General features: G+C 34.9%; 13 protein-coding genes. 8 read left to right on the plus strand and 5 right to left on the minus strand.

Annotation, left to right across the window (positions count from 1 at the left end; genetic code table 11):
* Nucleotides 1-70 precede the first annotated feature (70 nt).
* The 3 genes from radA to A9G12_RS06540 form a co-directional block, all read right to left on the minus strand.
* Entirely contained in the window at nt 71-1,450 is a 1,380-nt protein-coding gene (radA, locus tag A9G12_RS06530) for a DNA repair protein RadA (RefSeq protein ID WP_065565063.1), read from the minus strand.
* A 9-nt stretch (nt 1,451-1,459) separates the two neighbouring features.
* Complete coding sequence (gene serB, locus A9G12_RS06535; RefSeq protein ID WP_065565064.1) at nt 1,460-2,434, minus strand: phosphoserine phosphatase; 975 nt, start codon at nt 2,432-2,434, stop codon at nt 1,460-1,462.
* A 208-nt stretch (nt 2,435-2,642) separates the two neighbouring features.
* The gene (locus A9G12_RS06540; RefSeq protein WP_065565065.1) at nt 2,643-2,984 is read right to left on the minus strand and encodes a winged helix-turn-helix transcriptional regulator; all 342 of its coding nucleotides are present in this window, start codon (nt 2,982-2,984) and stop codon (nt 2,643-2,645) included.
* A 110-nt stretch (nt 2,985-3,094) separates the two neighbouring features.
* Between A9G12_RS06540 and A9G12_RS06545 the strand changes: the two genes are divergently transcribed.
* Complete coding sequence (locus A9G12_RS06545; RefSeq protein ID WP_065565066.1) at nt 3,095-3,634, plus strand: NAD(P)H-dependent oxidoreductase; 540 nt, start codon at nt 3,095-3,097, stop codon at nt 3,632-3,634.
* Nucleotides 3,635-3,698: 64 nt separating this feature from the next.
* On the opposite strand, the gene rsmB is transcribed toward A9G12_RS06545, so the two are convergent.
* Together rsmB and A9G12_RS06555 are read right to left on the minus strand one after the other, a co-directional pair.
* Nucleotides 3,699-4,988: a 16S rRNA (cytosine(967)-C(5))-methyltransferase RsmB gene (gene rsmB / locus A9G12_RS06550; RefSeq protein WP_065565067.1), complete on the minus strand. Its 1,290-nt coding sequence runs from the start codon at nt 4,986-4,988 to the stop codon at nt 3,699-3,701.
* Between the two features lie 35 nt (nt 4,989-5,023).
* On the minus strand, nt 5,024-6,367 hold the full coding sequence (locus tag A9G12_RS06555) for a Na+/H+ antiporter family protein (RefSeq protein WP_065565068.1): 1,344 nt from the start codon (nt 6,365-6,367) through the stop codon (nt 5,024-5,026).
* Between the two features lie 447 nt (nt 6,368-6,814).
* Here A9G12_RS06555 and A9G12_RS06560 point away from each other — a divergent pair, with 447 nt between their 5' ends.
* The 7 genes from A9G12_RS06560 to plsB all read left to right on the plus strand — a co-directional run bounded on the left by A9G12_RS06560 (nt 6,815) and on the right by plsB (nt 15,735).
* On the plus strand, nt 6,815-7,636 hold the full coding sequence (locus A9G12_RS06560) for a sugar phosphate isomerase/epimerase family protein (RefSeq protein WP_065565069.1): 822 nt from the start codon (nt 6,815-6,817) through the stop codon (nt 7,634-7,636).
* Nucleotides 7,637-7,681: 45 nt separating this feature from the next.
* Nucleotides 7,682-8,554 (plus strand): shikimate dehydrogenase, encoded by an 873-nt coding sequence (locus A9G12_RS06565; protein WP_065565070.1) that lies wholly within the window; start codon nt 7,682-7,684, stop codon nt 8,552-8,554.
* Between the two features lie 172 nt (nt 8,555-8,726).
* Nucleotides 8,727-9,491: a type I 3-dehydroquinate dehydratase gene (aroD, locus tag A9G12_RS06570; RefSeq protein WP_065565071.1), complete on the plus strand. Its 765-nt coding sequence runs from the start codon at nt 8,727-8,729 to the stop codon at nt 9,489-9,491.
* 88 nt (nt 9,492-9,579) lie between these two features.
* Nucleotides 9,580-10,428, plus strand: a complete 849-nt coding sequence (locus tag A9G12_RS06575; RefSeq protein ID WP_065565072.1) for an SDR family NAD(P)-dependent oxidoreductase — start codon at nt 9,580-9,582, stop codon at nt 10,426-10,428.
* A gap of 116 nt (nt 10,429-10,544) precedes the next feature.
* Nucleotides 10,545-10,832 (plus strand): putative quinol monooxygenase, encoded by a 288-nt coding sequence (locus A9G12_RS06580; protein WP_065565073.1) that lies wholly within the window; start codon nt 10,545-10,547, stop codon nt 10,830-10,832.
* Nucleotides 10,833-11,040: 208 nt separating this feature from the next.
* On the plus strand, nt 11,041-13,083 hold the full coding sequence (locus A9G12_RS06585) for an oxidoreductase (protein WP_065565074.1): 2,043 nt from the start codon (nt 11,041-11,043) through the stop codon (nt 13,081-13,083).
* A gap of 225 nt (nt 13,084-13,308) precedes the next feature.
* Nucleotides 13,309-15,735: a glycerol-3-phosphate 1-O-acyltransferase PlsB gene (plsB, locus tag A9G12_RS06590; protein ID WP_065565075.1), complete on the plus strand. Its 2,427-nt coding sequence runs from the start codon at nt 13,309-13,311 to the stop codon at nt 15,733-15,735.
* The last annotated feature ends 151 nt before the right edge of the window (nt 15,736-15,886 follow it).

Consider the following 15,886-nt stretch of genomic DNA (forward strand, 5'->3'; position numbering starts at 1 on the left):
TGAAAATCTAAGTAAATTAACATGTTCCGCCGATAATCAGCTCGGCGGAAAATCTTAGCTGTGAATATTTTTAACAATCAGCCAAAATATCCAGTGCTTCTGACACTTTTTTAACCGCAAATATCTGCATATTATCAGGTTTCTTTTTTGGCATATTAGCAATCGGCACAATCGCTTTTTTAAAGCCATGTTTAGCAGCTTCTGCAATTCGTTCTTGCCCACTAGGAACTGGTCTAATTTCCCCACCTAGTCCAATTTCCCCAAAGATAACGACATCTTGTGGTAACGCACGATTACGAAAACTGGAGACTAAAGCGGCAATCAATGCCAAATCCGCACTGGTTTCGGTTACTTTTACCCCACCTACTACATTAACGAAGATATCTTGATCGGCCATTTGCAAGCCACCATGTCGATGTAACACCGCTAGGAGCAATGCCAGTCGGTTTTGATCCAAACCAACCGTAACTCGCCTTGGATTACCATACATGGAGTGATCAACAAGGGCTTGGATTTCAACCAGCAATGGCCGCGTGCCTTCCCATAACACCATTACCGAACTACCAGGTAGCATTTCATCACCACGACTTAAAAAGATGGCTGATGGATTACTTACCTCTTTTAAACCTTGTTCAGTCATGGCAAATACGCCAAGTTCATTTACTGCACCAAAGCGATTTTTATGGCTGCGTAATGTTCGAAAACGTGAATCAGCATCACCATCTAATAAAATAGAGCAATCAATACAATGTTCAAGCACTTTAGGGCCAGCCAGTGAACCATCTTTGGTCACATGCCCAACCATAATAATGGCAATGCCTTTAGTTTTAGCAAAACGGGTTAAATAAGCGGCGGTTTCACGCACTTGTGCCACACTACCGGGCGATGATTGAATATCAGCAAGGTGCATAACTTGAATAGAGTCAATTACCATTAATTTGGGTTGCGACTGTTCGGCAAGCAAGCAAATTTGTTCAATACTGGTTTCAGATAACATATTGATATTATCTGTCGGTAACCCTAAACGGTGAGCACGCATCGCTACCTGTTGTAAAGACTCTTCACCCGTGACGTATAAGGTATTCATTTGTGAAGCAAGCCTGCACATGGTTTGCAGTAACAAAGTACTTTTACCGGCTCCTGGATTACCACCAATTAAAATAGCACTACCGGGTACCACGCCGCCACCTAATACCCGATCAAATTCGGAAAAACCGGTTGAAAAACGCGGTAGTGCTTCTAAACTGATTTCGGATAATTTTTGGATTTTAGCTTGCCCAGCGCCACTACCGGCGTAACCAGTTAAGCGGTCATTACGCGAAGATGTACTAGCAAGCCTAACTTCGGTGATAGTATTCCAAGCATGACAAGAACTGCATTGACCCTGCCAACGTGGATAATCTGCCCCACAATCATTACATACATAAGCTCGCTTTACTGTTTTTGCCAAATTATTCTCCTAGCCTTCACTTAATAAACTGGTAGACAAAATACACCATAACCCAGTTAAATCTGCATAATTAATGCTAATGCGCGCCTTTTCGACTACTTTGGGTTTACCATGATAAGCAACGCCAAGCCCGGCAATACGAATCATCATCAAATCATTAGCACCATCCCCAATCGCAACGGTTTGTTCAATTGGTATTTCTAGTGATGCAGCTAACTGTTGTAATGTTCTGGCTTTATACTTTGCATCCACAATTTGGCCCACAACTTTACCGGTTAATTTGTTATTTTTGATCTCGAGTTCATTAGCATAAACCGCAACAAGTTTTAATCGTTGTTTTAAGTAATCGGCAAAATAGGTAAACCCGCCAGAAACAATAGCTACATGCCAATTTTTTTTGTGCAATTCTCTAACTAAATAGGTTAAACCCGGAGTTAACGGTAAATTATCTTTGACTTGATCTAAAATATCTTGCTGTGCACCTTTCAAAGTAGCAACCCGCTTACGTAAACTAGCGGCAAAATCAAGTTCACCACGCATCGCTTGTTCCGTCACTGCTGCCACTTGTTCCCCAACACCGTGTAATTTGGCCAGTTCATCAATGCATTCAATGCCAATCGCCGTTGAATCCATATCCATGACAAGTAATCCGGGTGAATGTAGTGTTGGTAAATTATCAATCGGCGCAACATCAATACCTAGTGCCAATGATATAGATTTAGCCTTTTTAGGCATCATTCCTGCAATACGAACAATTTGATAAGTTTTAATCTTCCATGAAGAAACAATTACCATAGGCATAGCTAGTTGGTTTTGAAATTTAGACAATATAGTCTTATTTAACTTGCGCCCATAAATAATCCAGCCTGTTTTACCGGCATTATAATCAAGTGGTACTACTTCACAGCCATTTAAAGAAAGTGGTAAACCTTGCCAATGTTGAATATTTTCAGGAAGATCCGTATAGGTAAGCGTGTAAGCCATATCAAAAGTCTTTATAACATAAAACAAAGTCCGAATTTATCATATCTACCAATATTTGTCCAAACTACGTTTTTTGCGCATATAAACTAAAAAATAAAATGAAACGGCATAGACTCCGCAATAGTTTTTACAAAATAACCACTATTTTTATACTTAAATATTCCATTTTCTGAATTTTTTTAATATATATCGATATCTTTATTGACGATTAGATAGTTAATCCCCACACGCTGAGTTGCTCTAACGCTGGTCCTAGTCGTTCACCAAGTGGGGTCAATTTATATATTACTTTTAAAGGTGGTTTATCGCCAAAAACAGTGCGCGTAATTAAACCATCATCTTCCAGTTTTTTGAGTTGGATACTTAAGGTCATATCCGTAATTTCAGGGATCACTGTTTTTAATTCACTAAAACGTTTTTCACTTAATAACAGATAGTAAAGGATCACCCCTTTCCATCTGCCACCAATTAAATCCATCGCCAAACTAATTGGGCAATAATAAATTTTATTTTTATAACGTTTTGACGGTCGTTGTTTATCTGTTTGCATGACATATTCCTAACTATCTAATTTGATAGATATTGCGATAAAGTTATTTAGTAATAAACTAATAATAGAAGCTATCATTTTAATAGTAAAAAAAGGGAAAGGGGATCATTATGGCATTAATTATTTTAGGTCATCCAAACATCGAACAATCTGTGGCTAACAAAACAATTATTGAGAATGTGCAAGTCAATATGCCGGATATTGAAATACGCAATATTCATCAACTTTATCCAGACTATCAAATCAATGTCCAAGAAGAACAAGCAGCACTTTTAAGGCATAATCTGATTGTTTTACAATATCCTATGTATTGGTTTAATATGCCAGCTATTCTAAAAATATGGTTCGATGAAGTATTAACTTACCAATTTGCCTATGGCTCTAAAGGCGATAAATTAAAAAATAAAAAACTGTTACCGAGTTTGACCATTGGAGCCAATCAAGAAGTCTATCAACAAGATGGGCATAATTTAATCGATGATTTTTTACAACCGGTCAAAATCTCAACCATCTATACACAAATGCAATATCTTTCACCGATTTTTATATATGGCGTGTCACCAGTAATTGAAAGTAGCCACGATAAAATAAAAGCGTTAGCGTTAAAGCAAAGCCAACGATTACAGGAAATCATTAAACAACATAGCTGAGTATGATCAAATGTGATGATTAACTAATCAATCATCACATTCTATTTTATCTCTTATTTATCTCTTAGCATTTATTTAATACTGCATAAAAGAAGCCATCACCACCCTCTGGTACAGGTAAAAATTGCTTCATTTCACCTTGTAACTTTGCATCACTATGCGCTTGTAAAAAACGTTCAATTTGTAATTTATTTTCATCCGGTAAGATTGAACAAGTTGCATAAACTAATGTGCCACCAATTTTTAAATAGTGCCAAATTTTGCTTAGAATTGCATATTGTAGTTCAGTTAATTGCGCTATATCACTATCTCTACGCAACCATTTTATATCGGGATGACGCCGAATAACACCAGTTGCCGAACAAGGTGCATCAAGCAAAATTCGGTCAAACTCTTGCCCTGCACACCATTGTTCAGGCGTAAGTCCATCTCCAACTTTAATTTCTGCTTGTTGTTTTAAACGTGCCAAATTTTGATAGATACGTTTAACGCGACCGGCATCAATATCAACTGCTAACACGTTAGCTTTTGGGGCAACTTCCAATATATGCGTCGTTTTGCCACCTGGTGCGGCACATAAATCTAAAATCTGCTCGCCATCTTGTGGCGCTAATAAGTAGGCCGCATATTGAGCAGAGAGATCTTGCACGGTTACCGCGCCATTATCAAAATACGGTAATTGATTAACATTTACCGGTGTGAGTAACTGGAGCGCATCAGGTACCTCCGGACAAATTTTAGTTTCAATTTGTTGCTGTTTAAGCAACTGTTGATACTCTTGTGTTGAATAATGCGTTTGATTAATTCGTAACCACATTGGTGGTTTTTGATTATTGGCATTAACTATTGCTTGCCATTGCTGTGGGTAAGCTTGTTTTAAACGATTTAACAACCAACTCGGGTGCAAGGTTTGGCTAACTTGTTGCTTAGTATCTTGTCTAAATTTTTGCGGTAATGATGTTTGCTGGCGCAAAAATTCACGCAGTACACCATTAATTAAGCCTTTAAATGGTATTTTTTTCAGTGGCTGAACCGCACTAACCGTTTCACCAACCGCGGCATGTTCAGGGATGCGAGTATAAAGGATCTGATAAATGCCAACTAATAATAAATAGTGCAAGATTCGATTTTTTCCGGTTAGTACTTTATTCATCAAGGTATGAACATAAAAATTCAGTTCAGGTAATACGCGCATTACACCAAAACAGATTTCTTGCACTAAAGCGCGATCTTTATCGGCCACCTTATCATTTAAAATAGTCAATGTAGCACTCAGGGAATGCCCTTGTTCAAGTACATTAAAAATGGCTTGAGCACAAACGGCTCGAATATTTGGCTGAGATTTGTTATTCATACAGGTCATGACCTTAATTTAGCTAATTCGATTCATTATAAAATTAATGACCCAAGCCAACCAGCTATAAACAATGGAATATTAAAATGGGTAAAAGTGGGAATAACACTATCGCGAATGTGGTCATGTTGCCCATCACTATTTAACCCTGCCGAGGTAGCTAAAATCGTATCTGACGGCGGTGAACCGGCATCACCAATTGCCCCTGATGCACCGATTAAGCATACGGTAGCAACCGGAGAAAAACCAAGTTGTACACACAGTGGCACATAGATGGCGGCAATAATTGGCACTGTTGAAAATGAAGAACCAATACCTAATGTAATAACCAGACCAACTAACATCATCATAAACGAAGCAATAACTTTGTTGCCCGCAAATAAAGCTGCACTATTGATAACCAAAGGCTCAATTTCATGAGTTTGTTTTAATACTTCAGCAAAACCTTGCGCAGAAATCATCACAAAGCCAATCATGGCCATCATTTTGATACCATCAGTAAATACTCCATCGGCTTCCCCCCATTTAATTGATCCTGAAACAATAAAGCAAATAAAACCAATTAATGCGCCAAGAATCATTGAACCGGTATAAAGTTGAATACTAAACGATAACACAATGGCTATTAATGAAATAATAAGTGAACGCGCACTAACATTAGTTGCCGCTTGTGAACTCATGGTTTCATGAATGATTTGATATTGCCTCGGTTTACGATAACTAATAAAAATAGCCCATAATAATCCCATAAACATACCAAAAGCCGGGATTGCCATTGCATGCATCACATTAACATGACTGACATCCATACCTGATGAAATGATATTTTTTAATAATATTTGATTTAAAAAGATATTCCCAAAGCCAACGGGTAAAAACATATATGGCGTGATTAAGCCAAAGGTCATAATACAGGCAATCATTCGCCGATCAAGTTGTAATCGCGACATCACATATAATAACGGCGGAATCAAAAGGGGAATAAAAGCGATATGAATTGGAATTACGTTTTGTGAGGAAATACTTACTAACGCAATAATAATAATTAATGCCCATTTAATACGTCTTTTGGCGCCACTGGATGTGAGCTGTTTTACTGCTTTCTCCGCTAATAGTTCCGGTAATCCAGATTTAGAAATGGCAACCGCAAAAGCACCAAGCATAGCATAGGAAAGCGCAATGTTTGCACCATTACTAATACCCGTATTAAAAGCATTAATCGTTTCATTTAAAGTGAGATGACTAAACAACCCACCAACAAATGCCCCTATAATCAAACTAATAACGACATGAACCCGACATAACGAAAGTATTAGCATACAAATTACTGCCATCACAACGGCATTAACTGATGAGAACAGACTAAGGATAAAATCCATAAAAAACTCAAAATAAATAGATAGACAAACAAACCGTCTATTTTAGGTGATGCAGGTTAAAAGTGCAATTTGCACCAACATCAACCTATCGAAATAAACTAGATGATTAATAAGTATTTAATATGAAAAATACTTATTTTATTTTTTAATAGATTCTCAATAATTATTAAAAAATATAAATAAAAATAAAATCAATAAATTGCTTAATATATTAGCAATATTAATTGCAATTGTATGATTATTTTTATTGATGAAGATCTCATTTTAATAAAAATTCTTTTTTTTACCTTGCTAATTTGTCAATAAATCTATATTTTAAACAATAAATATTTTTAATAGAAATCAACTTATTTATAGAAATATTCTAATAGATAGTTATTTAAAAGATTTTAAAATTACCTGAATTTTTGTTTTATATAAATTATTTTTTAAATGAAGGAGAACGATATGTCTAAACGTCCAATAGGATTGGCTGCATTAACTGTTTTAGATGTTTCACCTGCAAACCAAGTTATTGTCGCTGCTGAAGCTGGTTACACCCATGTAGGTTTACGGCTTATTCCTGCTACACCAACAGAACCAGTTTATGCAACTGTTGGTGATACACCTTTAATACGTGAAGTTGAACGCCGTTTAAAAGAAACAGGTGTTAAAGTCCTAGATATTGAAATTTTCCGTTTAAAACCTGACACTCGAGTCATTAACTTTTTGCCAGTACTTGAAACAGGAGCAAGACTAGGTGCTAGCCAAGTTTTATTAGCTGGTAATGATCCTGATCAAAATCGCCTAGCTGATAATTTTGCTCAACTTTGTGAGATTGCTGCACCATTAGGTATTGCCATTAATATTGAACCAATGCCTTGGACCGACATTCCTAGTGTTAACTCAGGGGTTGAATTACTAAAAAAAGCTAATCAAAATAATCAAGGAATGATTATTGATCCATTACACTTTGATCGTGGTCCTAATACTCTAGAAGATTTGAAAAAAGTACCTAAAGATTGTTGGCGTTATATGCAATTATGTGATGGAACAAAAGAAAAGCCAAAAGATATTGAAGGTCTACTTTATCAAGCTCGTAATTACCGATTATCTCCAGGTCGGGGAGGAATTGATTTAGTTTCATTATTAAAAGCATTACCTGAAATGCCAATTTCAATTGAATGCTGTAATGATGAATTAGCTTTATCAAAATCACCAATTGAACGAGCTAAAATGTATATTGAAGATACCCGAGCTTTATTAAAACGCGTAGCTGAAGAGTCTTAATAGTATAAAACCTAGCTACAAAAAAGATTATTTGGAGAATATTTAATGAGAAACAATATTGACGGCCATTTTTTACTAATTGGCTTAATGGCTTATCCAATTCGCCATAGTTTATCGCCACAAATGCAAAATACTATCTATTCTAAATTGAATATCCCTTATGTTTATTTAGCTTTTGAAGTTGACCAACAAAAGTTACCAGATGCAGTAAAAGGCATTCGAGCACTAGGGTTACGCGGTTCTGCAGTATCAATGCCTAATAAGCAACTTGTTTGTCAATATCTTGATAAATTAACACCTGCAGTGGAAATGAGTGGTGCTTGTAATACTATATCTAATGATAACGGTGTCTTAACTGGTTACAACACTGATGGCATTGGTTATATGCGTATGTTAAAGGAAGCCGAGGTTGATGTTATTGATAAAAAAATAACCATTTTAGGTGCAGGTGGTGCAGCAACAGCCATTGTCGTACAGGCAGCATTAGATGGTGTAAAAGAAATAGCAATATTCAATCAGAAAGATGAGTGCTATCCAAAAATAGAGGCGATTGCTAAAAAATTAAATGAAAATACCAATTGTAAAGTACATGTGCATGATCTAGCTGATAAAGATCAACTAAGGAAAGAAATTGCAAATAGTACTGTGCTTTGTAATGCTACTGGTGTTGGAATGAAACCAATGGAAGGACAAAGCCTGATTACTGATCCTACTTTATTAAGAGCAGATCTTGTGGTTACAGATTGTATCTATAGTCCTCGAAAAACCAAATTACTGGAAATAGCTGAGCAACAAGGTTGTAAAATTTTAAATGGTATTGGCATGATGTTATGGCAAGGCGCAGCCCAAATCAAAATTTGGACTGGAGAAGATTCACCTATTGAATACGTAAAAGAAAAAATGGGATTCAATGATTAAAAGATGAAATCTGTTTTTGGTCTTTAAAATATATTACTACCGAATTACTATTTGGTAGTAATAACTTAACATGAAACAGAAATACGATTAGTTTTTTATTTTCAATTTTAAATTAATCATTTATATGAATAGTATCTTCTAATAACATGAATCTTTGTTTATAGGATATTAAATGAACACACTTACTATAAAAGAAATTGAGATTGGCTCGGGAGCACCTAAGATTATTGTTCCGGTTGTGGGCAAAACCGAAACCGAATTACTTGATGAAATCACCTTTTTAAAATCCATAGATTTTGATGTTTTAGAATGGCGAGTTGATCACTTTAACTTAGTTGATGATATTGACGCTGTTAAAGATGTAGCAAAAAAAATTACTCAATTATTACCCAATAAACCTATTTTATTTACCTTCAGAACTGCAAATGAAGGCGGTGTAAAACCATGGCCACTTAAAGCATATATTGAATTGAATAAAGAAATGGCACGTAGTGGTTTAGTTGATTTAATAGACGTTGAAGTTTTTATCGGTGATGAATATGTAACCGATATTATTAATGTCGCTCATCAACACCAAGTTTTGGTAGTTGCATCAAACCACGATTTCCAAAAAACACCGTCTAAAAGCGACATTATTTATCGTTTACGAAAAATGCAAGATCTTGGTGCTGATATTCCCAAAATAGCGGTTATGCCACAAACAACAGAAGATGTTTTGACACTTCTTGCGGCAACAACTGAAATGAATGAAAAATATGCAACGAGACCACTTATCACTATGTCAATGGCAGGACTGGGGGCAATTAGTCGAGTAGCTGGGACAACATTTGGTTCATCAATGACATTTGGTGCTGCAAAAAATGCTTCGGCTCCAGGTCAATTAGATATAAAAGAATTACGATATATTTTGGATGTTTTGTATAGAAGTAAAGCCTAATTAAATATTTATATTTTAATAAATTTAAATTACTTCGAGATATAAATCAGACAAAATTGGTTATACAAGTTTATCAAGGGGAGTTTTTATGAGTCAGAATTGGTTAGGATTAGAAAATGATGTTTGTGTAATAACTGGTGCTATTGGTGGTATGGGCTCAGAGATTTGCCGTGAGTTTGCAAAACAAAAAGCCAATTTAGTATTAATAGATTTAGATGAAGTAAAATGCCAACAATTTGCTCAAGAACTCACTGCAGAATATGGAATTAAAGCAATAGGTTTAGCTTGTAATACGACCAATGAAGCACAAGTTGATGCCACGGTTGCAAAAGTAAAAGAAGTTTTTGGACGCTGTGATGTACTTGTCAATACTGCTGCCATTTTACGTTTTTGTCCAATTGAAGATTTACCATTAGATGAATGGAGTGCTACTGTTAATATTAATTTAACAGGTTATTTCTTAATGTCTCAACGTTTTGGTCGTCTGATGCTTGAGCAAAAATCAGGTCGCATGGTACATATTTCAACTGTAGCCTCTCACACTCCTGAAACATATAGTGGTGCCTACAGTGCAACTAAAGCTGGAGTGTCAATGATGTCAAAACAGTTTGCAGCAGAATGGGGACAATTTGGTATCCGTAGTAATGCTGTTTGCCCATGTTTTGTTAAAACACCTTTATCTAAGAAATTTTATGAAGATAAAGAAGTAGAGAACGGCCGTACTCGTATGATTGCTAGCCGACGTATTGGAGAAACTATCGATATTGCAAATGCAGTTTTATATCTTGCCAGTAAACGTTCTGATTATTCTAATGGTACAGAGCTTGTTGTAGATGGTGGATATGAAGTCATGTTAGGAGACTTAGTTCCACGCCCGGGAGGACGTCGTCAATTTGCAATAGAACAGCACGCAGCCTCTCTGTCTGCAAAAAAATAATAAGGTTATAGCAATTAACCTTATCAAAAATGATTATTGTTATTCAATAGGATTGTGTGATTACTCTCTTTAGTGGCATATCAACCAAAGAGAGTAATCTAAAATAAGGAGCTTTAATGAGTGATATCAACATAATAGCTATTCACAAAGTTAAACCAGAATTTGTAAATGAATATCATCAAGCAGCAAAGATAGTCCTAACTAAAAGCAGACAAGAATCTGGGTGTGTGAAATATGAGGTAAATGTTGATATCAATAACCCAAATACTTTTATTTTCACTGAAACATGGGCAACAAAGCAAGCCATTGAATATCACAAACAAACAGCGCATTTTTTAGAGTTTATAGCGTTTTTAGATAACAAATTAGTTGAAAGAAATTTTTATATAACCAATAAATTATAATTAAATAAATTCATTTTTTAGTAATGGCTCACGTCTTAGTTAATACGTGAGCCATTATAGTTTTAAATAATCTATAGAATAATTATATTGATTTTGTATATTTTATAGTTTTAATTAATAAATTAATAGGTATTCTTTGATTATCAATTTAACTTTAGATAAGAGTACCTACCCTGTTAATAAAGATATTACAAAAAAGGAGCCAAATATGCCTAACTTTTCAGCTATATTTGAACCGTATGTGATTAATAGAACTACTATCCGTAATAGAATTGTCATGCCTCCCATTGGTACAAATTTTGCTACACTAAACGGGGAAATGGTTGATGATCATATTCAGTATTATGAACAACGGGCAAAAGGAGGAACAGGACTCATTATTCTTGAAAATGTCTGTATCGACTTTCCATATGGTACTAATGGCACAACCCAACTTAGAATAGATAATGATCAATATATTCCCGGACTTTATAAATTCACAGAACGTATGCATAAACACGGTGCATCGGTTGCCGTACAGATTAATCATGCTGGTGCATCAGCTTATCCTGGGCGTTTAAATGGCTTACAACCAATTTCATCATCGAATATACCTTCAAAAACTGGTGGTAATATTCCGAGAGCAGCTACTGTTGAAGAACTACATGAAATCGTAAAACAATATGGACTTTCGGCTCATCGCGCTCAACGAGCTGGTTTTGATGCGATTGAGATTCATGCAGGTCACTCATATTTATTAAGTCAATTTTTATCGCCTCTATATAACAATCGTACTGATGAGTTTGGTGGAAGTATTGAAAATAGAGCTCGTTTGATCCGTATGGTTATCGATGAAATTCGAGCTAAAGTTGGTCCATTTTTTCCAATTCTTTTACGTATAAGTGCAGTTGACTTTATTGATGGTGGTAATACCTTAGAAGATACATTAGAAACATTAGAATATCTTAATGATGGTGTTGATATTTTTGATGTATCTGCAGCACAAAATGATACCATTCAATTCCAAATCGATCAGATGAATATGCCTGATGGATGGCGTTCATATATGGCAAAAGCGGTACGCGATAAATTCAAAAAACCAACAATTGCGTCTGGTAACTTCCGTGATCCAGCAATTATTGCGAAAACCATCGAAGATGGGGTATCTGATTTTGTAGTTTTAGGAAGAGGATTAATTGCTGAACCTTATTGGGTTGAAAAAGTACAGAATAATGAACTTGATACACTCAGAAAATGTATTTCCTGTAATATTGGCTGCGCAGATCATCGAATTGCTCGTTCAAAACCAATCCGTTGTACTGTTAATCCTGATATTATTAGTTATGAAGATTATAAACGTTATCATATATCAACACCACTTAATGTTGTAGTGATTGGTGGTGGGACATCAGGCCTTGAAGCAGCATGTACAGCAACAGAAGTAGGTTGTAATGTAACCCTGTTTGAAGAAAAATCGTTTCTTGGTGGATTATCAATGATGATTTCTCGCTTCCCATATAAAAAACGTATTGCTGATTTACCTAAATTTTTAATAAATCGAGCCAAAACCTTAAAAAATCTAACTATAAAATTAAATACTATAGCCACGCCCGAACTCATTGAAAGTCTAAAACCAGATTTAGTAGTAAATGCTACTGGATCTAAACCATTACTACCACCAATAAAAGGCTTACAAAATCAGTTATCTGCTGTCAATAGAAAGGTTTTTTCTATTTTTGACATTATGGAAGACTTTGATCAGTTTACGGATATTCCAAACAAAAAAGTAGTTGTCATCGGTGGTGGAGCAGTTGGACTTGATGTTGTCGAATATTTTTCAGAAAACAAGGCTAAAGATGTTTCTATCGTAGAAATGAAACCCGCAATGGCTGAAGACTTAGATTATATAGGCCGCATATCAATGATGACTATGCTCAAAAACAATCATGTCAATGTTCATTTATCAACTACATTACTTGAAGTTGCTGATAACTATTTTTTAGTAAAAGATAAAGATGGTAATGAATTTGAGCTTGATTTTGACTATGGTTTTGTCTGCCTTGGTATGCAAGCTGAAAACACATTTAGTCAAGCATTTACTGAACATGCAAAACAACATAACTATATTTTTCATAAAATTGGTGATAGCAAACAAGCAAGAAAATTAATTGATGGTATGCGGGAAGGACGTGATGTCATTGCAATTATCCAGAAATTAGAAAGAATTAAAGCGAAAGACATTCGTGGGGTTGATATTAACAAACCTTTATAATACTCTTAAAACCAATAACAATATTTAAATTGAGTCATGTAAAGATGATAGAAATTTGCTAACAGTAAAATAATAACGAGTATATACTTAATTAAACTCTCTTTTTCGAGAATAGAAAAAGAGAGTTGTTGAAATTAGGAACTAAAAGATTTTTTAGTTAGTTGATAAATTAGCAAGTTAATATCTATATTAGGTGATTAACAAAAATTAAAAGGTTTATTGGTTATGTTTTCTTGGTGGGTTAAAGCCTATTTTTTTCTTATTCAAATCCCTGTTAAGCTTTTTATTAAAAGTAAACCTATCCCTACTGATCCAATAACCGAATTAGAACTTGATACTAATCGGCCAATTTTATATGTATTACCTTATAATTCTAATATAGACTTAATGGTCGTTCGTTCGCTGTGCTTACGTTACGATCTTCCCGATCCATTAGCAGGCATTAACATTAATGGTAAATTAGTACCTGGATTTATTTATATTGATAAAGGACCGGGTATTTTTGCCTCTAAGCGCCAACAAAAAAAAGCAATAGAAATTTTAAGAGATTATATTTCAGCACATCAACAAAACCCACAACTTGATATTCAACTATTGCCTGTCTCAGTAATGTTTGGACGTAGCCCAGACAAAGAAGGCAAGAAAAAACCATCATTACAAGTTTTAGGGGCCACATTTAAATTATATAAAATAATTGTATCCGGACGAGATTGTTATACTCATTTTTCTCGTACAGTATCTTTCAAAAATATTAATGTGGATAATCAGCAGGATTTATCGGTTTTAGCACATAAATTAGCTCGTGTTGCACGCATTCATTTTACTAAACAACGAACAGCATCTATTGGACCTAGACTCCCTGATCGTCAAGCGATGTTAAATAAATTATTAAATAATATTGGACTTGCCAAAGCAATACAGGAAGAAGCTAAAAGTAAAGATATTTCGCAAGAAAAAGCTAAGAAAAATGCCTTAGCTATGCTCAACGAAATTGCCGCTAATTTTTCGTTTCGCATGTTAAGAATAACCGATTTTGTATTAACTTGGGCATGGCACCGACTGTATCAAGGACTAAAAATAACCAATACCGAACCAGTAAGAGAGTTAGCTCAAAATGGACATGAGATTGTGTATGTACCTTGCCATCGTAGTCATATGGATTATCTATTATTATCTTATGTGCTTTATCGACAAGGTCTGGTCCCCCCTCATATTGCCGCAGGTATTAATTTAAATTTTTGGCCTGCCGGACCTATATTTAGGCGTTTAGGTGCGTTTTTCATTCGTCGTTCATTTAAAGGTAACAAACTTTATACGTCTGTATTTCGTGAATACTTGGCTGAATTATTTATTCGCGGTTATGCTGTAGAATACTTTATTGAAGGTGGCCGATCACGAACAGGAAGACTACTCGACCCCAAAACCGGCATGCTCATGATGACTATTCAAACATTATTACGCGGTGATCCTCGTCCAATTACGGTGGTACCTGTTTATATTGGCTATGAACATGTTTTGGAAGTAGCTACTTATGCTAATGAGCTACGTGGTGCCAAAAAAGAAAAAGAGAACTTATGGCGTACAGTTAACGCATTTTTTAAATTGAAGAAATTAGGTTTTGGTTATGTTAATTTTGGACAACCAATTCAGTTAAATCAATTTTTAACTAATCACATTCCCGACTGGCGTGAAGCTATTGATCCTACAGGTACTCAACGTCCTAATTGGTTGACTCCGACAACGAACCTTTTAGCGACGGAGATTATGGAAAGAATTAACGCTTCATCAGCCATTAATGCCATGAATTTATGTTGCTCTATTTTACTTGCGGCAGATCAACGTGCGCTAACTAAAGTTAGATTACTAGAAAATATTAATTATTTATTGAATTTATTAAAAAATATTCCTTATTCTAATTCAATTACCATACCTGATGAAACTGCGGAACAACTTTTTGAGCATGCTAAAGAGATGGGGAAATTTGTAATAACTACTGATGAAGTGGGTGAAATAGTTGGTTTAACTACCGACCAAGCGGTATTAATGACTTATTATCGCAACAATATTCAACACTTACTTATCATTCCTGCCATAGTGGCAAGAATAATAATCAAACATAATAGAATTTCATTAGATGAAGTTATACATCAAGTAAAACTGCTTTATCCATTAATCAAATCAGAATTATTTCTTTATCAAAACGAAGAACAACTAACCACTTATGTACAGCAAATTATACATAGTTATGCAGAGTTAAATTTGATTAACTATTCACCTGATAAATTAGTGCTCAATTATTTAAAAATGTCGGGAATGCAACTAATCGCATCCTCATCGAGAGATACTTTACAGCGTTACGCGATTGCATTTTCATTATTACAAAAAGATCCAACAATTAGTAGATCATCTCTTGAAAAAGAAGCTCGTTTAATTGCTGAGCGATTATCAGTGCTACATGGAATTAATGCCCCAGAATTCTTTGATAAAGGCGTATTTTCAATCCTAGTTTCATCTTTAAGAGAACAGGGATATTTAGATGATAAAGATGGCGCTAACCTTCAAAAAATTGACAAAATGAATGACATACTTAAACCACTTATCACTGCGCGTGTAATGCAAACAATCGACGAAATCAATCCATTAATTAAATAATTGCTAGCTTGACCTTGTCTATTAAACCATAGACAAGGCATCTAATTTTATTAAACAATTTGCTACTTCTTAAAATCTTGTTATCAGAATTATTTTTATATTAGAAGTTAATTTAGAGAAATAAAATAGCTTACTTATTTTTGATATTTAT

The organism is Gilliamella sp. wkB112 (assembly GCF_001690685.1).
Lineage (GTDB): Bacteria > Pseudomonadota > Gammaproteobacteria > Enterobacterales > Orbaceae > Gilliamella > Gilliamella apicola_J.

What these genes read in the sequence shown, in the direction of transcription:
- plsB (WP_065565075.1), top strand. Translation starts at nt 13,309, where the DNA reads ATGTTTTCTTGGTGGGTTAAAGCCTATTTTTTTCTTATTCAAATCCCT.
- serB (WP_065565064.1), bottom strand. Translation starts at nt 2,434, where the DNA reads ATGGCTTACACGCTTACCTATACGGATCTTCCTGAAAATATTCAACAT.
- A9G12_RS06540 (WP_065565065.1), bottom strand. Translation starts at nt 2,984, where the DNA reads ATGCAAACAGATAAACAACGACCGTCAAAACGTTATAAAAATAAAATT.
- A9G12_RS06545 (WP_065565066.1), top strand. Translation starts at nt 3,095, where the DNA reads ATGGCATTAATTATTTTAGGTCATCCAAACATCGAACAATCTGTGGCT.
- rsmB (WP_065565067.1), bottom strand. Translation starts at nt 4,988, where the DNA reads ATGAATAACAAATCTCAGCCAAATATTCGAGCCGTTTGTGCTCAAGCC.
- A9G12_RS06575 (WP_065565072.1), top strand. Translation starts at nt 9,580, where the DNA reads ATGAGTCAGAATTGGTTAGGATTAGAAAATGATGTTTGTGTAATAACT.
- aroD (WP_065565071.1), top strand. Translation starts at nt 8,727, where the DNA reads ATGAACACACTTACTATAAAAGAAATTGAGATTGGCTCGGGAGCACCT.
- A9G12_RS06555 (WP_065565068.1), bottom strand. Translation starts at nt 6,367, where the DNA reads ATGGATTTTATCCTTAGTCTGTTCTCATCAGTTAATGCCGTTGTGATG.
- A9G12_RS06580 (WP_065565073.1), top strand. Translation starts at nt 10,545, where the DNA reads ATGAGTGATATCAACATAATAGCTATTCACAAAGTTAAACCAGAATTT.
- A9G12_RS06565 (WP_065565070.1), top strand. Translation starts at nt 7,682, where the DNA reads ATGAGAAACAATATTGACGGCCATTTTTTACTAATTGGCTTAATGGCT.
- A9G12_RS06585 (WP_065565074.1), top strand. Translation starts at nt 11,041, where the DNA reads ATGCCTAACTTTTCAGCTATATTTGAACCGTATGTGATTAATAGAACT.
- A9G12_RS06560 (WP_065565069.1), top strand. Translation starts at nt 6,815, where the DNA reads ATGTCTAAACGTCCAATAGGATTGGCTGCATTAACTGTTTTAGATGTT.